The sequence below is a fragment of the Methanosarcina sp. UBA5 genome (assembly GCF_002505485.1).
Lineage (GTDB): Archaea > Halobacteriota > Methanosarcinia > Methanosarcinales > Methanosarcinaceae > Methanosarcina.
Map to the genome: position 1 here is coordinate 1 of NZ_DAVG01000029.1, position 20,863 is coordinate 20,863.

Below are 20,863 nucleotides of genomic sequence, written 5' to 3' on the forward strand. Positions count from 1 at the left end.
AGCAGTACCGGAGATACTAACCAATCAAGCACACTGATCAACAAAAGCAGTGCTCCACCGCATTGTGTTGCTGGTGTCAACCCTTGAATACAGCAAAAATTAATCTGTTTCAAGTTCCATTCATTCACCTTTCTATATTATTTACTAGTGGGGAATCACACCCGATCGGTGAAATCTCTATGGTATCACAAGTTGATTGTAGGGAATTGGCTACCCTTACCTGCAACACTCTATAATTAATTTATACCTTTATATATACTTAATCATTCTACAAATTATAAAAACGTCTTCATTTATAATATATAAATAATCTTTAAAATTATAAAATTAATAATTTATATTGTTTAAGACATTCTGCAAATTGGATAAAATACCGGGATTATTTTTTTCAAGTTGATTAAGTACACTAAGTAGTACAGTACTTTTATCATCTTTTATTTTTGTGCTTGATATCTCATTAAGAGGCATTCCACACTTAAAACAAAAAGAGGCTTTCTTATCTTGAATTTCTTTGCAGCGAGGACATTTTACAGCTTTTAAGGTATTGTCCTGTTCAGCTTCAGCAGTCTCTATCCCATTCATTTTCAAAATAGCGTTATCAATATCTTTTCCTGAAAGATGAACATAAACACTAGCCATAGTTGATGATTTTGTCCACCCTAAAAACTCCTTCAATTGTTGTTCAGTAAGGTGTTCTGCCAAATGGGTTGCTCTTGCATGTCTAAACGCATGGGGATGCACTCTTTCTGTCTGTATCCCTGCCCTTTCTGCGATCTTATGGAGCTGGTTAGCCAGTCCTACATTAGTAATAACATTGTATGGAAACTTGTTAGAGCAGAAAAGGTAAGCACTTGGATCATTTTTCAAAGGATGGGTTTCTATCCACTGCCTTAAATAAGAAGAAGCTAAAACCAGTCTAATGCGGCGACTGCCTGTCTTCCCTTTTTGAATATTGAGTATAGACCCATTATCATCAAAAGTTACGTGTTTAAGTTGTACATTTAGCAGTTCTCCCCTCCTTGCGCCACTTTCGTAAAATGTGGCGACGATGGACCTGTCCCTGTTGTTCCTGCACGCTTCGATTAGTTTCTCAATTTCGTCTCGTGTTAGTATGTTATCTGGTATTTTTCCGTCCTTTAATTTTCGCAATTTAATGACTGCTCCGAGATCAGGATTAACGTAACCTAAAAACTTCTTGAGTACCATTTTGATCCGCTGTTTTGTGAATGGTGAATACTTTATGATTTTACCGGCTTTAGTTGTCCGTTTGTAGTTATCTATAAAATCCAAGTAGTCGTATATGTCGTCTGGTGTAAACGTTTGTAAATCCTTGTCGCCACACCAATTAATAAATGGTTTGAGGGTAGTTTCAGCTGTTGCGATGGTTGCTTCTTTAAGTCCATCGGCTTTGCACTTTCTTAAGTAGTCCTTTAAGACCTTCTGATTATTCATGATAGTATAATTGAGTCCATGACAGATAAACAGTATAGGTTTCTTTATTTGTTAGCTGAAAACAATATGTTTTGCCTTTGTACCCTTATTTAGAGTCGGCAGACTCGGCTTCACACTTTATTAGTCTTGAATCCAGAAGGCCTTCGTATTTTCTACTTTAGGACTCGATGTATTTCTCCGGATTTTCGTCAAACCTCTTTTTATCTGAAAGGGCGCAGAAGTAGTACATTTTTCCTTTGTACTCGCTCTTGAACCTCGCTTCCTTTTCTTCAAGTTCCATCTTGCAGACAGGGTCAACCACTATTATAATAATACCCCCAATAATTAAAGATACGTTAAGCTATTTCTATTTTTCACCGGATAAGAGATTTGAGAGGAATTTAATCTGGTACATGAAATTCAATTTAAACTTGCTTTGACAGTCTTGCTTTTGATAGATGGTGGTGTCAGGTTGTACTACCAGAGGGGCCGTAGAAAATTCAAAAGGGCAGTGGTAAAACACGAACAAAGAGAGAAATTCCTTTACTATCTTGTCGGCCTGGGGCTTATTCCAATACTCTTTTACTTGCTTACCTCCTGGATAGACACATTTCGCTTTCCTTTCCCTCCAGGAGTTCGCTGGCTTGGAGCAGGGTTAATTTTTGCGGGCGATCTTCTCTTTATCTGGTCTCACAGGGCTTTAGGCAGAAACTGGTCTCCCGTCCTTGAAATTCGTAAAGGACATATTCTGGTAACCAGTGGCCCTTACAAATTCATCAGGCATCCCATGTATGCAGCTATCTTCATAATAGGAATAGGGATTTCACTTTTTTCTTCCAACTGGATAGTTGCCCTATCCTATATGCTGCCAGTAATCTTCATGTACCTGATCCGGATAGCCGACGAAGAGAAAATGATGATAGAAAAATTCGGAGATGAATACAGAGCGTACATGATAAGGACAGGACGTTTGATACCAAAGCTGAGGATCTCGAGGCCTTTTTATAAAAGGTACCTCTGAATTCCAAAAGCCACGCCAGAAGCAGCAAAAAGAAAATAAAGATTAATTTCGTTTTACTTTCCTCCATCACTCCAGGCGCTTTCTCATTTCTTCAAATTCTTCTTCAGTAATTTCACCTTTTGCATATCTTTCCTTTGCAATATCCAACGCAGACTTCTCTTCACCACTTCGAGTTCTATTTTGCTCAACAAACCATTTAATTAACAGATAAGCTAGCACAATTATAAAAATCCAGAACAGTAATCCGAAAAACATACCTCCGTACCCCATCATGCCGTAACCGTAATCGCCCATAAATCCATTCATTGTCACCACTCCCTTAACCGAAATTATATTTTGAATACATATTTACATCTAGGTTATTCAAATTCTGTAATTACTGAAAACTCTCTATCTCTCACTTCCTTTCTTGAGCTTCTTCCGTCCTTTCAGTGATTTCAACTTGCTGAATGTTTATAGCTGCAAAAGATGTGGAAATCTCCAATCCAGATACTAAAACCCGGAAAAATGTAAATTAAAAAATTTAGCTTTTAAAGTACTTGAAATTGCAGTACCAGGCTACCAACAGAAATTCAGCTTGTTGTGTTCATCCCGCCCAGATAAGATCCATGCCAGGTATGCACCCAGATCTGACCGTTATAGGCATTTACGCTCAGCATCCCTTCAATATCTTGTCTTCCAAAATCAAAAGTGTAATAACCGGGCATTTCGTTAGATTCCATTATCTGTGCTTCGGGCAAGTAACCCCCCAAGAAATCCTTAGTCAAGTTTTCTGCTTCTGCCAGATCGTATTCAGGCCCTCCGGTCGTTGTTCTGCCAGCTCCAAAGCGTGTGTTCCACATCATGTTTGGTCCTGGTTCAGGATAGACTGATCCTGAATAGCGGTCCACTAGCACTTCGGCTATATACTGACTGCTGTTTGTGTCCTTTAAAACAGCATAATAGTTGCCGCTGAATACCATGAAATCTTCAACTTCAAGGTTTGAACCGTACTGCCGGGAAAAATTTTGCATACTTTTCAGAGCTTCATCCTGGGTTACAGGTTTAGACTCTGGATAATATATCGCCATCATATTGCCAGTCATCATGCTACCCATCATTCCAGAGCCATAGCCATAATTGTAGCCTGGATTATTCATCATTCCAGAGCCATAGCCATGATTGTAGCCTGGATTATTCATCATTCCCGGCCCATAGCCATAATTGTAGCCTGGATTATTCATCATTCCCGGCCCCATATGCCCGGGCTGATAACCACCAGTGTCATAGGTCGACTTATATATCATTGGCCTGAAAGCTAGAAAAGTAAGAAGTGTTATTACTGTTAGTAATAACAGGCAAATTATGATATTTTTTTGTCTGTCATAATCACCTCAAGTTAAGTTCTGCCTTGGATTAAGTTCTTATAGAGAAATCAGCAATTAACTGGACTTTTTATTTACTCCTTAAATATCTTCATTGAATTTTTGCAAGCAACTCTGATTTAACTATGTTTTGGAAGAAGAATACACTTAAACTCTTGGAACTAACTCAAGACGTGATGCTTTGAACAATTGAATAAGTTTGTTCAATTTTTGGTTTATTCTTTATGTAAAATCTCGGCCATGTTTCTGTGCTTCATTTTGAGACTCTAAACCTCGGCTTTCAACCGTAAAGGTTAATGTCTCACCTTGCAGACAAAACCAGCGACCGTCATTACCCCAGTAATCAAAGATATACCAAACTATTTATAATTATCACCAAATACCTTAAACATATATTTAAAACGTTGCAAATCATCCGACCTGCGGTATAAATCCAAGAGCCTTTGACATGAAACTGAAAATATTTTTTACCAAACATCCCCAGTGCTTCTTGCTTCTCCTTTCTTGCCAGCCTCTAGCACCTCAATACGAAAATTGGAAACAGGAACTAGAACAATTATGAACGCTACAAATCCACTAAAGGAGCTTCAGTCAGAAGGAACTTCTCCGTTATTCTATGCCTGGTAGCTTTTCTGATGTCAATTACTTTTATCACAGTTAGAAGGTGCTATAAATGAAGTGATATCTGCATATTCCTGGGCTTGCCCCCAGTACAATACCATAATGCCTGTAATCTTACGCCTGCAGTTCTTCTGGCTGTGAGCCCCACGATTTACTCCAGGTCAACCATAGAATGTATCCTGGTCCAAACAGGATATAGTCAGTCCCATCAGCACGACAAGAACCAAAAACGCTTTTTCTGCTAAACCTGCTCGATATATCGAATATCTTTTAAAAGAATGTTGAATATTTGAATTTCTCATAATGGTGCCGTGTCTTTTAGGACTCGTGCAACAATATTATTTTCTCGAATTAATATATATTAATAAATAAAATTATTCATGTGATCTGATTGAGTAGTATGGTTGTCTGTGAAGAAATTATCTATATAGCCCTGCTTACACTGCTGGCAAGCCTGATCGGGACTCTGGCCGGATTTGGAATATCCACAATCATGGTACCCGTTCTTCTGATCACCCTTCCTTTGTCTGAGACTTTACTCCTAGTGGGTATAATTCACTGGTTTAATGATATATGGAAGATAATTCTATTTCAGAAGGGAATAAGATGGAAGCTTCTTCTTGCTTTTGGCCTTCCCGGTATCCTTGCCAGTTTCCTGGGATCATCTTTATCCCTAAGAGTCTCGCGTGAGATTCTCTCAAGAGCTTTAGGAATATTCCTTATAGCCTATGTTCTTTTCATTATCTTTAACCAAACCTTTAAATTGAGCCAGAGATTATCGGTTGCAGTATCCAGTGGGGCCCTTACCGGGTTTTTTGCAGGTATCTTCGGCATAGGTGGGGAGATAAATGCAGCAGCTTTGAGCGCTTTCAATCTTGAGAAAGCCGTTTATGTTGTAACTGCAGGTGCCATATCCTTTATGATCGACTCTACTAGGATAGCAACCTATATACAAGGAGGTACGAAGCTTGATCCTATCCTTGTATCAGGTTTTTTGATCTTCATACCCATCTCTTTAATTGGGGCAATGATCGGGAAAAGAGGAGTTGAAAAGATACCCCAGGAAAAATTCAGGAACTTTGTGGCAATTTTCATATTTTTATTTGGCTTAAAACTGGTACTGTTCCCATAGTTAGGCAGTACTTCCTGCTTTATCGTTTTTGAAAAATTTTATATTTTTTGTACCTTTGTGTTGAATTCATAATCTTTGTGTTGAGCTGATGTTATAGAACACTGAGGTAGGTAGCTTTTATCCTTAAGATGTAACACGAAAAATGTACAGCCAGCTAAAAAATAGAAGTGGGGCAGTTCCCACTAATTCTAATTGCAGATCATCTTAACTTCTAGACTTAATAGACTTATTAGCATCCACCTGATGAGCACCTTTTGCTCTGTTCGGTAGAAGAGTACTCTCCCATTTTGCTGGTTGAACACTGCCCACTCTTTTCTGCCGACAAATAGTCTGCTTTTTCTTTCAACTTTCCTGCAGACTCATTGCCTATTGCTTTTTCCATCATGTCCATATTCATTTTTTCCCCTGTAAGGTACTCGTGGGCTTGCATCATCTGTTTCATCATTTCCATCTTTGATTCACTGGTTGCTGCTTCAGGATTTTTAAGGTTCATTTCGTGCAGTTTCATGGCTTTCTCGAGACATGAACAAACGCAGTCAAAGTTGGCTCGAGTTAAGATGGCTTTTTTGTCCATCTCGCCTGTATAGCAGCTTTCATTAGCTAACTTCTCTTCCTTCATGGATTCCATTTTCTCTTCCATCATGGATTTCATATTCTCTTTTTTGGCCCCTTTCTCTTCCATCATGGATTCCATTTTCTCTTCCATCATGGATTTCATATTCTCTTTTTTGGCCTCTTTCCCTTCCATCATGGATTCCATTTTACCTTTTTTGGCTTCTTTCTCTTCCATCATGGATTCCATTTTCTCTTTTTTGGCCCCTTTCTCTTCCATAATATTACTCTTCATAGTGTTCATCATGGTTTCATTGCATGATTTTTCTCCCATTTTCATGGAGCCCATCATCATAGTCATCATCTTTTCTCTGGGTGAAGGCTCACACATTTCTTTGGACGAAGGTTCACACATCTCTCTGGCTGAGTCCTCTTCAAGGTCCATCAACATTTCCAGATTCATACCCTTTCCTTCAATACATTCGCGGGCCCGCATCATCTGGTTCATTAATCTCATCTGGGACTCATTGGTTGCTGCTTCAGGATTCTTAAGGTTCATTGCATGAAGTTTCATTGCCTTTTCAAGCCAGAGTGTTGTAAAGTCAACATTGTCCTGGGAAAGACTGGCGTTTTTGGCCATCTCCATGTCCATATCTTCTCTTGCAAGGTACCTGTTTGCACGCACCATCTGAACCATTAATCTAACCTGAGACTCATTGGTTGCAATCTTAGGATTCTTCATGTGCATTGCATGAAGTTTTATAGCTTCATCAAGCCAGAATTCAGAGCATTCAAGTCTCATAAGGGTCGGGATGACGTAAGGATGTTCATACTCTGCAGATATATTGCCTGTTGCTCTGCTCATCATACCCATATTCATCTTTTCCCCTGCAAGGTATTTTTTGGCCTGCTTCATCTCGTCCATCATTTCCATCTGGGACTCATTAGTTACGCTTTTAGGGTTCTCAAGATGCATCGCGTGAAGTTTTATCGCTTTCTTAAGCCAAAGATTAGCACGGTCAAAGTTAGCCTCGGATGAGCTTTCGTTGTAGCAGTTTTTGTTGGCTAATTTCTCTCTCATCATGGAGCCTGTCATCGTCTCATTGCATGATTTTTCTTCCATCATTGATTCCATCTTTTCCGTGGAAGAAGTTTCACACGTTTCGTTAGCTGCACGTTCTTTCATTCCAGACTGCATCATAATTTTGTTTTCGGGGCAAGGAACCATTTTATCTTTTTGTTCCATCAGTTTCCCCTTACCCATCGTGCTTCCTGCAATGGGTTGTACGAACGCGGCTATTATTATTCCTATAAATACCAGCAATAGTACTGGTTTTATGATTCCAGGTTTTACCATTTCATTCTCCCCAATTATTTACCATGTTTATTAAATTTTAAAAATACCGTCGCATATTTATTAATTTAATTAACATAAAAATGTTATTATAATAAACATATTTTCATAGTATATCTTATGTAAAAAAGAGTTGAATTTGAGAAGAGATATAAGTTTATTTATTTCTTAACTTAACAATAAAGTTACAAACATGTCACTTTATATTGTAAATTTGTTTTGATTTTTATTTACCTCGAATCACAAAAAGAAGTGCCATCAGAACCGAACCCCCAAACCCAGCCAGTCCAACCCAGGAAAAAGTGCCTCCATTTAACAGAATATAAGTTGAAGCAATAAGCAGGACAGTCAGGTAGAGTTCTTTTGAAAAAGTAGTTTTCCTTGTTTCTTTCTGCTTTAAGGAAAGAAACTTATCCCCCATTCCTTCCATTTTATCGGCAATTTCTCGAATAGCAGCCCTCAATTCAGCTTTTTCGTCCACGGGCTCGGTGGAAAATTCGATATGAAAAGCAGCTCCTTTTGGAGTATTAAGCTTTTTATAAGCGTCCATCAGCACAGGAATAGCAATGGTTTTAATGTTGTATCTCGGGTCCAGCTCCAGGCAGACGCCTTCTATAAGCAGGATTGCCCTCTGCAGGGTCGAGAATTCCCCTGGCAGCCGGATATCGTATTTCAGGCCGAGCTTTGCATAATTATCACTCTGCCTGCCTTCGAGCCCGTAGTTCTGGTTTGCGATCAGGCTATCCATATCTTTCCTGAGCCTGTGAATATCTACATCCCGTGCATCCGCACCCCCGATTTTCAGGAAACCCTGGGTTGCCCCTTCCACATCCCTGTTATTAATGGCGTAATAAAACTCCAGCATGTGTTTTTGGAGCTCCTCATCGATACTGCCTACAGCTCCGAAGTCTATGAAGGCGATGGTATCATTTTCTTCAACCAGCATATTGCCCCCGTGAGGGTCAGCATGGTAAAAGCCATCAATATAAACCTGTTTAAGGTAGCTTTTGGTAATGGTACGCGTATATTCCGATTTTTTGCTCTGGGGCACAGGCATATTGATTATGTCCTTAATCTGGATTCCCTGGATGAATTCCATAGTAAGGACATTGGCTGAACAGTAGTCAGGATAGACTTTGGGCACAGACACGTTTTTAACGTTCTTGAAATTGTCCTCAAAACGCTGCATATTGACAGCTTCGGTTCTCAGATCAACCTCTCGGGTAAGCATCTCCCGGATCTCCAGCAAGAAAGCATCAATATCAAAATTACTTCCCAGGCCGAGAACCTTCCTCATAACAGGCTTGAAATCGTCCAGGATAGAAAGGTCAATATTTATGGTGTCAATCAGGTTCGGGCGAAGAATTTTTACGGCAACCGGTTTCCCTTCCAGAATCCCTTTATAAACCTGCGCAATCGAGCCGCAGGCAATCGGTTCAGGATCAAAACTGTCAAATATTTCAATAAAAGCTTTTGCTTTTCTCTCCCGTGAAACCTTGAGCTCTTCTTCCGTCTTTTTCCGATTTCGCTCTTCACGCGTCTCGTATTCACAAACGCAGGCCAGGTCAAGAGATTCGGCCATTTCTTCAAAAGGCACCGGCTTAACCTTATCCTGAAGGTTTGCCATTTCTACAACATAAGGCTGTGGAACAAGATCAGGCCGCTTGCTCATGGTCTGTCCCATTTTGATAAAAGTCGGCCCGAGTTCTTCGAAAGCTTCCCTGAGTTTCACAGCCGTCTGCCTGTTTTCGAGATCAAAATTACAGGTGCATTCAGGATTTGAAATATAATTGGTGCGCAAATCCCGGTAGAGTTCCGGAATAAGGTTGTATTTTAAAAGGACCCTCGTAACCTCAAGGTAACGCTTTGTTTTACCCAGCATCCATATATTAATTGGTTATTATTGTTTAAGATAATTTCTTTACGTTGAATAAAAGATTTTTTCATTTTAATCTTAAATATTAATCTTTTGACAGACTAATTGATTAAAATAACCAGGCATACACTCGAATAAAAACGAAATCTCTATGGTTTTGCCCGAATCTTCCTGAAAACGTCCTTAAAAGCCAGTTTTTTTGCTTCCTTAATCGTGAAGCCGGCTTTTTCAATATTCTTTACAGTATGCCGGATTGCATGATCCCCAAGCAGGAAAAACAAAACCGGATTAATTAAATGTTCTATTAAGTCAATAAAAGGGTAGTTACTGTGCACATGCTCAAGAGCTATCAGTTCTCCTGACGGTTTCAGGATTCGTCTCATTTCCTTAAGAGCTTTTACGGGATCAGGGATTGTGCAGAGAACAAAAGTTGTGACCACGTAATCGAAGCTGTTATCCGGAAATTCAAGATGTTCAGCATCCATAGGATAAAGAGTAATATTTTTCATGCCTTCGGCTTTTTCCCGGGCTCTCTGGAGCATGCCTTCGCTTTTGTCGATACCTATTACCCGACAACCTACCGGATAGTATTTCAGATTTCTTCCGGTGCCCACTCCGACTTCCAGAACTTTTCCGCTCAGGTCTGAAAGGGCTTCTTTTCTCCATTTTCGGAAAAACAAAAGTTCCAGAGGAAGGTCTATCAGTTCGTATATGGGTGCGATTCGGTTATACTTTGAAACCACAGACATTAAACAAATTTACGCTTTCCTTACGATTAGCTTTTTGGGAAGCGCAATCAGAAGTTTTCTGAAGATAAACTCCTGTTACGGTTTTGCCCTGATCTTCTTGAAAACGTCCTGGAAAGCCAGATTTCTTGTTTCTTCAATAACAAATCCAGCTTTTTCAATATTTCTTACCGTATTTCTGTTTACGTTAACTCCAATAAGAAAAAACGTGATAGGATTGACCAAATCCTCAACACGGGCAATAAGGGGGTTGATGCTGCGCATATGCTCAAGTGCTATCAGCTCTCCTGAAGGCTTGAGAACTCGTCTCATTTCTTTAAGAGCTTTTACAGGATCAGGAATTGAACATAGGACAAAGGTTATGATCACATAATCAAAGCTGTTATCCGGAAATTCGAGGTTTTCGGCGTCCATAAGAAGAAGAGTAATATTTTTCATGCCCTTTGCCTTCTTCCTGGCTTTTTCAAGCATTCCCACGCTATTATCAATCCCAATTACCGAACAGCCTGCCGGATAGTATTTAAGGTTCCTTCCGGTTCCCACTCCAACTTCTAGGACTTTCCCGCTCAGGCTTGAAAGGGCTTCTTCTCTCCACCCGTCGTAAAGAGAATACTCCATGGGCGTTTCTATGATATCGTAAATTCCTGAGATTCGGTTGTATTTCGAAACCACGGACATTAAGTGAACTTACACATTCCTTACGATTAGCTTTTTTGGGTTACTGGAAGAAACTGAATAGGTAAGTAATTAAGTGTAAGATAAAGACTCTGTAGAAATTTTAATTTAAGCAAGAAATAAGCTTACAATTTTTTGTTTATGTTATAAACAACAGTTTTATCTTTATCTCTTTTACTTGATTGAGAATTTCATGCTTTAAGCGCTTTTCCAAACTTTCTTTTATCAAACAAAATACTCTTTCAACGGTTCTGTAAAGTCTGTGGCTGCTAAGAACTCTCAAATAGGCTGTAAACTTTTGGCGGCTATAAGTAGCAAAAATCGATTATATAATTATAAGAGGCTACAAAAATTTTATAGAAATATATCGATAAACGATGACTCACCAAATGCTGCAAGACCGCTAAATCAAGTTAAACGTTCGAAGCTTTTAAAATAACTCACTAGTGTTGAAAATAGCTAATGATGATTCACAAAGTATGATATTTAAGATAACAAATAATTTTTATTATGTTTAGTCGTTTGTAATTTATTTCAATTTATCTATAACACACGGTTATTAGCGAAAAGATAATTAACAACTTGATCACTTTTCTTACCATGTTTAAATTTGATTATGTTGAGATACCAAAATATGAAAGATTTTGTGAGGGTTGTAGAAAGTTTGAAGAATCTGAAGGACGCGACTCGATGTACAAAGTTGCGAGTTTTCTCGTTGAATACCATTGGGGAAAATATGCAGACATGGCAGACGCGCTAGGTGTTCTTCTTCTAACATGGAATGCTGCATTTTATAGATATGGATCTAGTTCCTTAGATTTTGAAGAGCTTGAAAAATGTATAAACAAAAACTTTGTCATAATTGATAGTTTTAGAGATCGAGATATATCCGAGCTCTCAGAAAATGATGAACAAAGTATAAGAAAGCTATTTAACGACTTTAACGAAGCTTTGATGATTAACTCAGGAAAAAAGAAGGGAACCAAGAGTCCCGTATCTGTGGCTAAAGCTCTACATCTATTAGCGCCAAAATTCTTTCCGCTATGGGACTATAATATAGCAAAAGCCTATAGACAAAACTACAGTGTCAAACCTGAAGAAAAGTACATTGAATTCTGCAAAATAACGAAGTATATGGTTGAAAGTATGAAAGATTATAAGATCAATAAAAGTAAAAGTATGATCAAGAAAATAGACGAATACAACTATGCTAGATACACAAAACACTGGATAGAATAATGATTTAACTCAAATGATTTAACTCAACAATTGGTGATATCAACAGATTTATAGTTTGACATTACGAGTTTATACCAAACCACATACTAGTGCAATTAACAAACACGATAACTCATAATTCACCTAATCTCGTATATCCCAAAGATGAACGTTTATCGACTAACTCCTTTCTCACACACACGATAAACTAATTTACTGTTTTCTCGGCCCATTTATCCCTTCTCCACAGAACCTAAATTAATAACTTAGAACTTCTACAAAGCCAAAATAAAGAAACAGGAAAATTAAGAACTTTTTTGTTTTAGAGATTTTAAGTCGATATTACAATTTTTCAACTCAATATCATTTAATTCATAGAAACGAAAGTTGTTTAAACACAATAGAATTTAACTTCGTTAATTTTAAATTTAATAAACATTTTTAATTAGATAGACTAATAATAAATGTAATTTTTAAGATTATTTTTAGATCAACAATCTAAGATCAACCATCTACTATTTATCAGTTAAAGAAGGCACTAGTATATCTTGACATCAGAGTGAAAAAGGATGGTAGAATAATTGTACCATTGGACGTAAAAGAATAACCTTTGGGAAGAATTAAACAACCAGGCTAGAGGCTTTTATGATATATACTAAAAGCATCCAAAACGGAATGAAAAACGAAATACTTGAAGAAAATGTACCTATTCATTCTTGGCATCAGTTTATTTTAGAATATACTCCTCGTTTAATAGAATATTGTCTACCGAAACTTAATATTAACAAACAAGATGTTCTTTTGGATCCTTTGTGTGAGATTGGAAAGATACAAGTAGAATGGATAAAAGATATTAGAAGTAATTTTGGTGTTAAAACTAATCAAATTGCTTTTTTTGCATCTAAACTCAAGACAAATACTAATTTAGATATGGAAAATCCTAGGAATCATTTAAGGTCCATAACCAATTCCACTATATTCTCTTTTAAATCACATGATCTTAGAAAAAACTTAAAAATTAGTGAGATATTAACAACAAAAAATCAAGTCACAAATGACGATACACTTTCATTAAAAGAAAATCAAATCAAAGTAATAAAAGAAGGTTCTGTAAGCGGAAAAACTCTTATGGCCATTATCTTTTGTTTTAGATTTCATAATCTTAGAGAAAATTTGAAAGTTGATGAAATCTTAACAATAAAGAATTGGTTGACAATTAAAAATATACCTTTACTGAAAGAAAGTCAAATGAAAACAATATCAGAAGGGTTTACTAGTCAAATATTTCTTATGAAAGTTCTTGTTCTTAGAAATATTATTCAAACAATTGAAGATTCCACAATTCAAATTTTTTTTAGTAATTCATTGGCAAACCTGACTGTTAAAAAAGCTGAAAATATTAGCATTTCGCCTGAAATATATCGAAAGAAACCTAAGGATAATATTGAAGCCATATGTTACTATCCCAGTTATACAGCTAGCATAATACAAGATTTACAAAAATTATCACGTTGTCAAGGTGAAACTACAATCATTTTGGAAGATTTACTAAATACAGCTCAACAATCACATAAAAACTTATTATACGAAATAAATTACGTTAAAACTTTCTCACTATATTCAAATCAAAAAGATTGCAACAGGAGTATTAAGCTAGAAAATGTATCATTTTGTTACATCAAAAACAGTAAATGTGAATTAAAAAATATGAAAGAAAAAACACACCAGAATAATTTTCGAAATATTTATTCTAAAGATAAAGATGGAGACTATATCAAATACATTAACAAAATTGAAGAATTAGCCGACGAAATTGAAAGAAAAAAAATAGCTTTAGAAAAAGCTTCTGGCCTTCAAAAAATAGATTATAGAATAGTTAGGCGTTATTTTGGAGTCATTTATTCCCACTTGACAACTTTGGAGTTATATTTAGTACAAAGCGAAGAGCTAGCATTTGTTTTAAAAAATCAAACTTTTTTTCTTCGAAAATATATGCAAATTGCAGACTTTATTTCTGAGATCGCTCAAGATTTAGATTACAAAGTTATTGATATTGATTTTGTAAAGGACATTTTCAACAGGAAAAAATACGCTCATAGTTGAAAATGCGTCACTTTTTAAAGTGCGCCACTGTAGAAAATAACCACATAAGTGTTATGGATAATCGAGTAATTGTTCGATAAAAATGTAGAATGTGATAGAGTATGCAAGAAAACTTACCAAATTTAAACAATCTAATGATTGTAAAAATGTGTAGACGAGATACAATTTCATTTCATAGAGATCAATAAAGAGGAAACCCGATGAGCAATATTTTACGCAGAGGCAGGCTGGAGGCCGCCCAGGACGAGGAAATCTTACGTTATACCTCTTCTATGGAAGCTGACAGGTGGATTTTTGATGCTGATATCGCAGTGGACCTTGCCCACACAGTAATGCTGAAAGAACAGGGCATTATAAACAGGGAAGACTGCAGCAAAATCCTTAGTGGACTTTTGAAAATCAGGGGAGAAGGGATGGAAAAGCTCGATTTCAGCTATGAAGACATTCATATCTCTCTTGAATCGAGGCTCATCGATATGGTTGGGGAAGACGTTGGGGGCAGGATGCATTCGGGGCGCTCCAGGAACGATGAGGTTGCAACCTGCATCAGGCTGGTGCTCAGGGAAGAACTTACTGGGCTGCTTGAGGAAATACATGAGCTAAGGCAAACGCTTCTTACCCTTGCGGAAAAACATATCGAAACGCTCATGCCTGGTTTTACTCACATGCAACATGCCCAGCCGACAACTCTTGCCCATCACCTCTGCGCTCATGAAGCTGCTCTTGGCAGGGACTTTGACAGAATTCAGGACGCTTACTCCAGGGTAAACCTCTGCCCACTTGGGGCTGCGGCTTTTGCTTCCACGGGCTTTAACCTTAACAGAAAAAGAACCCAGGAGCTCTTAGGCTTTGCAGGCTTGCTTGAAAACTCAATGGACGCGGTCAGCACCAGGGACTTTCTTATTGAATGTGCTTCAGGATTTACAAATCTGATGATAAACTTTAGTCGCATGGCCGAGGAACTTGTAATCTGGTCCTCCTCCGAATTCAATTTCATAGAACTGGATGATATGTACGCTTCTACCTCCTCAATTATGCCGCAGAAGAAAAATCCTGACACTGCCGAACTTATGCGCGGAAAAACAGGAGTAGTCGTAGGTGCACTTATGTCCCTGATTACGATCTGCAAGGGGCTTCCCCTGAGTTACAATCGGGACCTTCAGGAAGCAACTCCAAATATCTGGCGGTCTGTAGAAACCGTAAGGACTTCAGTAAGGGTCATGGGAGGGATGATAAAAACTATGAAAGTTCGCCCTGAAGTGCTTGCTGCTCAGTCAGTGACCGGTTTTACGACAGCTACCGAACTTGCGGATACCTTTGTCCGGGAAACCGGAATTCCTTTCAGGACTGCCCACCAGATTGTCGGGATGCTTGCAAGAGAGATGGAAAGACCCACTCTGGAGAAGATCGATTCCGCAGCTGAAGTTGTTCTTGGCGAGTCTCTCTCAAGCCGGGGACTTACGGAAAAGCTGGTTAAAGAAGCTCTCGATCCGGTTTCTAACATAAAGAGAAGAAAAGTCACTGGTGGACCCGCTCCAGAAGAAATGCAGAAATACCTCTCGAAAAGGCAGACCGAACTTGAACTTAATACGCAGGAGATTGCAACCTTAAAAGATATCACAGATTCGGCTTTTGAAAACCTGCTTGCAATCGTTAACGAGTACAGGAAAGCTTGAATTAACGAGACAGATAACTTGAGTCGTGAGAGAAAAATCAGTATTAACACACCGATATTAAACATCGATATCAATGCGCTCAGTAGAATATACTTGAGATCGGCACATCAATATTAACATACTCAGATTAATATTACTTAGACCTCTTAGTATTGCACAAAATGTCTAGTATCGTGAAAAAAATAGGTAATACTATGCGAAAATATCTGGTGTGATACCAGAACACCTATTATTTATGCAGCACTTTCAAAAAATTATCATAAAAGGGATTATTTATGGAATTCAAACAGGGCGACCGGGTACGTATTGAAAAGAACGGCACTGTCTACGAAGGCAAAGTAATGCCGTCTATGGAAGGATATATTACAATAAAAATGAACAGCGGTTACAATGCCGGTTTTTCCACGGATAAGGTAAAGATAACTCTTCTGGAAAACAATGGGGAAATCACAAACGGAGGCCGAAACGGCGGGAATGAATCTAAAGCGGCAGGAGAGGAAATCCCGAAGTCTGGAAAAAGGCTTCCAAAAGTCGCGATTCTTTCCACAGGCGGAACGATTGCCAGCAAAATCGATTACAGGACAGGCGCAGTAACTTCCCAGTTCACTGCTGACGATATCCTTGCAGCTATTCCTGAACTCCGAGAAATAGCTGATTTTAAAGGTCGGGTAATCTCAAGTATTCTCTCGGAAAATATGGATTCGGAATCCTGGCAAAACCTTGCCCGTGCCGTCGTCGAGGAAATCGAGGCAGGTGCCGATGGGGTAATCGTAACCCACGGGACAGACACCATGATGTATACGGCTGCAGCCCTTTCCTTTATGATTGAAACGCCTGTACCCATTGTTCTGGTAGGTTCCCAGAGAAGTGCAGACCGTCCAAGCAGCGACAATGCCATGAATGCAATCTGTGCAGCTCTTGTTGCTATAAGTGATATTGCTGAGGTTTCGGTTGTCATGCACGGGACAACCTCGGATGATTTCTGCGAGATCCACCGTGGAACAAAAGTCCGAAAAATGCATACTTCTCGCAGGGACGCTTTCAAGTCAATAAATTCTCTTCCTATAGGGGTCGTGGATTATAATACCAGGGAAATAAAAACTTCCATTGATTATATCAAGCGTGGAGAAAGACCTCTCAAGTTCAAACCAGGCATGGAACCTAAATGTGCCCTTGTTAAATTTACACCAGGTTCATCCCCTGAAATCCTTGACCATTACATTAACAGCGGGTACAGAGGACTGGTTCTTGAAGGTACCGGGCTTGGGCATGTTTCTACAAAGTGGATTCCCATGATCCGGAAAGCCACGGATGCAAAAATGCCTGTTATAATAACATCCCAGTGCCTTAACGGCAGAATCTGCGACCGAGTCTATGATACGGGCCGTGATATGCTAAAAGCCGGTGCAATCGAAGGGGAGGACACACTTCCCGAAACCGCCCTTGTTAAACTTATGTGGGTGCTCGGCCAGGCCAATGAATTCGGCGAAGCTATTGAAATGCTCAGGGAAGATCTTAGCGGAGAAATTACCAAGTGTTGTTTTAAGTAATAGAAAAATTGGGATTTTACTCCCTTTATTTCTTTTTCCGGAACCTCATTTTTCTGTGCTTCGTTTTTTCACTTGATTTGCCAGCTCTGAGCTTTGAACATAAGCTGTATTTTCTGGCTATGGAATTTCACCTGCAACGGCAGGAGAATAAATCTCTGGAACAAAACGCTCTAATTTCAATGCAATTATTTTCAATTCTCGGTATCCGAATATTTAAGTTATGTTCCCTTTTTCCTATAAATTCCTGTTTAAAAGCTCTTTTTCAATCTCATGTATCCATTTTGGCATAAACAAAAGTAATATCATCCCAACATTTTATTAATTTTTTCAAACTAATTCTGATTTTTTTCAATATATTTAAATAATAACAGTAATAATGTACCTTGCTAACAAGTATCGTGTTAGCGATTATCAAAACGTTGAGCCTATCTCAAACAGAAAGTTGGGCTTTATAGAAAACAATTTAAATAAGCTGCAATAGGCTGAAAAATAACTAAGTTAGGACTTATGTACTGGAAATGCAAAATCAAGTACATTAGGCATTGCGATCAAATATGTGTTTTAGATAGTTAAAGGTTAAGAGCATATCGATTTATCAGCTTAACCGTTAGGTCCTATAAGTAAAAATAGATCCTTTAATTCAGTTTAAATTAATGGATACTCTTTATCTTAGAGAATTTATATAGAATCGAGATTTGCTTCTTTAATCTCGTGTTTTGAATCACAGATAAATTACCCAATCATGAAAACAATCCTGAAAACAGGGATTTGTTGAAAATTTATTTAATGTACACTAATTAAAATAATTCAAAAATTAATATTGAAAGGACTGTTTCCATGGATAGAACTAATAATAGATGGTTTTACGTTGTTATCGGTATAGTATTATTTTTATTTCTTGGAATGCTTTATGCCTGGTCTTTATTTATTTCACCGCTTGAAAAGGACTTCGGATGGACTCGTGCCCAGACCTCTCTTATTTTCACAATTTCAATCATATTTTTCTGTTTGGGAGGTATGGCAGGAGGCTTTATTACCGGTAAAAAATCTCCAGGCTTTACGATCTTGATTTCAGCCGTTTTTCTATTGTGTGGCTTTGCTGCTTCTTCACAGATAAATAGTCTTACAGGCATTTATATAACATATGGTGTTATAAGCGGCTTCGGTATTGGTCTTAGCTATAATGCGGTCATAAGCACAGTGACAAGATGGTTCCCGGACAAAACAGGTGCTATTTCCGGACTTCTTCTTATGGGCTTTGGTTTCGGAGGCATGTTGCTGGGCTCCACTGCAAACGAGCTTATTAAAGCAATAGGCTGGCGCCAAACCTTTTTATTCCTCGGTATCGCCTTTGGAATAATAGTTTTCATAGGCTCCAGGTTATTAGTGCTCCCGCCTTCAAATTATGCTTTTCCAAAAGCCGCTGCCAAAGCAAAAAATGCTGACATTGTGGGTATGGAAATAAATTCTTCTTCAATGATAAAAAGGCCCACCTTCTGGATATTTCTCATATGGAGTATTTTATCAACGGCAATGGGTCTTGCTCTTATCGGGCATGCAGCTCCTTTTGCAAATGATCTTAAGGCTACAGCATCGCTAGCTACCTTCGGGGTCGGTCTGATTTCGGTCTGCAACGGCTTAGGACGGGTGATTCTTGGTGCAGTTTGCGATAGGATAGGCTTAAAAAAGACGATGACTATAATCAATACAACTTATATTACAGCTATCGTAATATTAATCGCTGCCGTCTTTTCAAAAAGCATTCCTCTTCTTCTTCTTGGATTTGTGTTCACAGGCCTGTCTTATGGTGGTGTTCCCACAATGAATACCGTTTTTGCAAGTGTCTTTTATGGGAAAAAATACTTCGCGCAGAACTTGGGAATAGTAAATACCAGCCTTATTGGTGCGGCATTTATCGGTCCTTATGTAGCCGGCACGCTCCGTACTGCTACTGGTTCATATTTATCAACCCTGTATGCTATGGCTGTTCTCGCTGTTGCCGCCTTTATTGCAAACGTTCTTATTAAAAGACCTTAATATGCTATGTAGAAACATGGCATTCATGCATTAAAATTTACAACCTGAGAACGGTTTCACAAATAAAAAAGAAGGTCCTGTTAATGAAATACTGGCAGCCGAAATACGAAACAATGAATCCCGAAGAAATGAAGAGACTACAGCTGAAACGCCTTCAACAGAGCTTAAAGCTGGTCTATGACAATGTTCCTTTTTACAGGCAGAAATTCAAGGAAGCCGGAGTCACTCCCGAGGACGTTAAAACCCTCGAAGACATCCGTAAAGTGCCCTTTACTAGGAAAGCCTATCTTCGGGAAAATTATCCTTTCGGGCTTTTCGCTGCCAAAAAAGAAGACATAGTACGTATCCATGCTTCCTCAGGAACTAGCGGTAAGCCCACAGTTGTCGGATACACGGCAAAGGATATCGAAACCTGGTCGGACATGATCGCCCGGGACCTTACAATGATAGGGCTTTCAAAAGGCGACACCATTCAGAACTCTATGAATTACGGGCTCTTTACCGGAGGCATAGGTTTCCACTACGGCGTAGAAAGAATGGGCGCAATGGTCGTGCCCGCAGCAACCGGAAATACTGCCCGGCAGCTCGAAATGATGATTGACTTCGGCGTAACCGCAATCCACTGTACCCCATCGTATGCGTTTTACCTTGCTGAAACCGCCGAAGAACTCGACCTTATAGACAAGCTCTCCTTAAAAGCCGCTATCTTCGGAGGGGAGCCCTGGTCGGAAAATACGCGGAAGCAGCTTGAAAAGCGGCTCAACCTCAAAGCCTACGACTGTTATGGCCTGTCAGAGATGTTCGGACCAGGAATCGGGTTCGAATGCCAGGAGCAGGATGGCCTGCACATCTGGAACGACAATTTCCTTGTCGAAGTTCTTGACGAAAACGGAGAACAGGTCTCTGAAGGCGAAAAAGGCGAACTTGTCCTCACTTCCATCAACAAGGAAGGCTTCTGCAACATTCGATATCGCACAGGCGACATGACAAGGCTTCTTGAATCCGAATGCGAGTGCGGCAGGACAACAACAAGAATTTCCCGCCTAATGGGCAGAGCTGACGACATGCTGATCGTAAGAGGCATCAATGTTTTCCCCTCGCAGATTCAGGACGTCATCTCCCGGATACCGCAGGTGGGCGAACACTTCCAGCTAATACTTGACCGCAACAAACACATGCTCGACGAACTCACAATCGAGGTTGAACTTGAGGATAATGCCTTTACCGGCGATCTAAAAGATCTAAAAGCTGTCCAGGACTACGTACAGCGCGAACTCAAAGCCGTTCTGAATATTCGTACAAATGTCGAGCTTCTTGAGAAAGGCAGCATCGAAAGGACTGCAGGAAAGGCAAAGAGAATTATCGATAGGCGCCCGCAGCTCTAAACAGCAGGGCATCTCCAATCAACAATTAATCAGGGAAAACTTATTCCCTTATTTTTTTAACCTTTTTTGATGATTCATTGTCAGTAGCCCTTTTTAGCTTACTTTGGTTTCTATTATCCAGC

16 protein-coding genes are annotated in these 20,863 nt (G+C 39.0%); 8 read left to right on the forward strand and 8 right to left on the reverse strand.

Going from position 1 to position 20,863, the window contains the following annotated elements:
• Positions 1-327: 327 nt before the first annotated feature.
• Both BP621_RS02880 and BP621_RS02885 read right to left on the reverse strand, forming a co-directional pair.
• Entirely contained in the window at positions 328-1,452 is a 1,125-nt protein-coding gene (locus tag BP621_RS02880; protein WP_292387859.1) for a tyrosine-type recombinase/integrase, read from the reverse strand.
• A gap of 157 nt (positions 1,453-1,609) precedes the next feature.
• Positions 1,610-1,753 carry a YHS domain-containing protein gene (locus tag BP621_RS02885; protein ID WP_292387860.1) on the reverse strand — a complete coding sequence of 48 codons (144 nt, stop codon included), beginning with the start codon at positions 1,751-1,753 and terminating at the stop codon, positions 1,610-1,612.
• A gap of 114 nt (positions 1,754-1,867) precedes the next feature.
• Here BP621_RS02885 and BP621_RS02890 point away from each other — a divergent pair, with 114 nt between their 5' ends.
• Complete coding sequence (locus tag BP621_RS02890) at positions 1,868-2,452, forward strand: protein-S-isoprenylcysteine O-methyltransferase (RefSeq protein ID WP_292387861.1); 585 nt, start codon at positions 1,868-1,870, stop codon at positions 2,450-2,452.
• A 66-nt stretch (positions 2,453-2,518) separates the two neighbouring features.
• Here the strand turns inward: BP621_RS02890 and BP621_RS02895 are convergent, their stop codons facing one another.
• Both BP621_RS02895 and BP621_RS02900 read right to left on the reverse strand, forming a co-directional pair.
• Positions 2,519-2,758 carry an SHOCT domain-containing protein gene (locus BP621_RS02895; protein ID WP_292387863.1) on the reverse strand — a complete coding sequence of 80 codons (240 nt, stop codon included), beginning with the start codon at positions 2,756-2,758 and terminating at the stop codon, positions 2,519-2,521.
• 266 nt (positions 2,759-3,024) lie between these two features.
• The gene (locus BP621_RS02900) at positions 3,025-3,738 is read right to left on the reverse strand and encodes a peptidase M4 (RefSeq protein ID WP_292387864.1); all 714 of its coding nucleotides are present in this window, start codon (positions 3,736-3,738) and stop codon (positions 3,025-3,027) included.
• A 1,099-nt stretch (positions 3,739-4,837) separates the two neighbouring features.
• Here BP621_RS02900 and BP621_RS02905 point away from each other — a divergent pair.
• Complete coding sequence (locus BP621_RS02905) at positions 4,838-5,569, forward strand: sulfite exporter TauE/SafE family protein (protein ID WP_292387875.1); 732 nt, start codon at positions 4,838-4,840, stop codon at positions 5,567-5,569.
• Between the two features lie 229 nt (positions 5,570-5,798).
• On the opposite strand, the gene BP621_RS02910 is transcribed toward BP621_RS02905, so the two are convergent.
• The 4 genes from BP621_RS02910 to BP621_RS02925 all read right to left on the reverse strand — a co-directional run bounded on the left by BP621_RS02910 (position 5,799) and on the right by BP621_RS02925 (position 10,775).
• Positions 5,799-7,478: a hypothetical protein gene (locus BP621_RS02910; protein WP_292387865.1), complete on the reverse strand. Its 1,680-nt coding sequence runs from the start codon at positions 7,476-7,478 to the stop codon at positions 5,799-5,801.
• Between the two features lie 223 nt (positions 7,479-7,701).
• Positions 7,702-9,357 (reverse strand): ABC1 kinase family protein, encoded by a 1,656-nt coding sequence (locus BP621_RS02915; RefSeq protein WP_292387866.1) that lies wholly within the window; start codon positions 9,355-9,357, stop codon positions 7,702-7,704.
• 143 nt (positions 9,358-9,500) lie between these two features.
• Positions 9,501-10,100 carry a class I SAM-dependent methyltransferase gene (locus BP621_RS02920; RefSeq protein WP_292387867.1) on the reverse strand — a complete coding sequence of 200 codons (600 nt, stop codon included), beginning with the start codon at positions 10,098-10,100 and terminating at the stop codon, positions 9,501-9,503.
• A 75-nt stretch (positions 10,101-10,175) separates the two neighbouring features.
• Positions 10,176-10,775: a class I SAM-dependent methyltransferase gene (locus tag BP621_RS02925; RefSeq protein WP_292387868.1), complete on the reverse strand. Its 600-nt coding sequence runs from the start codon at positions 10,773-10,775 to the stop codon at positions 10,176-10,178.
• Positions 10,776-11,372: 597 nt separating this feature from the next.
• On the opposite strand from BP621_RS02925, the gene BP621_RS02930 reads away from it, so the two are divergent.
• The 6 genes from BP621_RS02930 (at position 11,373) to BP621_RS02955 (ending at position 20,741) form a co-directional block, all read left to right on the forward strand.
• Positions 11,373-12,011 (forward strand): hypothetical protein, encoded by a 639-nt coding sequence (locus BP621_RS02930; RefSeq protein WP_292387869.1) that lies wholly within the window; start codon positions 11,373-11,375, stop codon positions 12,009-12,011.
• A gap of 624 nt (positions 12,012-12,635) precedes the next feature.
• Positions 12,636-14,093 (forward strand): hypothetical protein, encoded by a 1,458-nt coding sequence (locus tag BP621_RS02935; RefSeq protein WP_292387870.1) that lies wholly within the window; start codon positions 12,636-12,638, stop codon positions 14,091-14,093.
• Positions 14,094-14,293: 200 nt separating this feature from the next.
• On the forward strand, positions 14,294-15,769 hold the full coding sequence (argH, locus tag BP621_RS02940; RefSeq protein ID WP_292387871.1) for an argininosuccinate lyase: 1,476 nt from the start codon (positions 14,294-14,296) through the stop codon (positions 15,767-15,769).
• Positions 15,770-16,044: 275 nt separating this feature from the next.
• Positions 16,045-17,319, forward strand: a complete 1,275-nt coding sequence (gatD, locus tag BP621_RS02945; protein WP_292387872.1) for a Glu-tRNA(Gln) amidotransferase subunit GatD — start codon at positions 16,045-16,047, stop codon at positions 17,317-17,319.
• Between the two features lie 837 nt (positions 17,320-18,156).
• A complete protein-coding gene (locus BP621_RS02950) occupies positions 18,157-19,356 on the forward strand; it encodes an MFS transporter (protein WP_292387873.1) in 1,200 nt (399 codons plus the stop codon).
• A gap of 83 nt (positions 19,357-19,439) precedes the next feature.
• Positions 19,440-20,741 (forward strand): phenylacetate--CoA ligase family protein, encoded by a 1,302-nt coding sequence (locus tag BP621_RS02955; RefSeq protein ID WP_292387874.1) that lies wholly within the window; start codon positions 19,440-19,442, stop codon positions 20,739-20,741.
• Positions 20,742-20,863 lie beyond the last annotated feature (122 nt).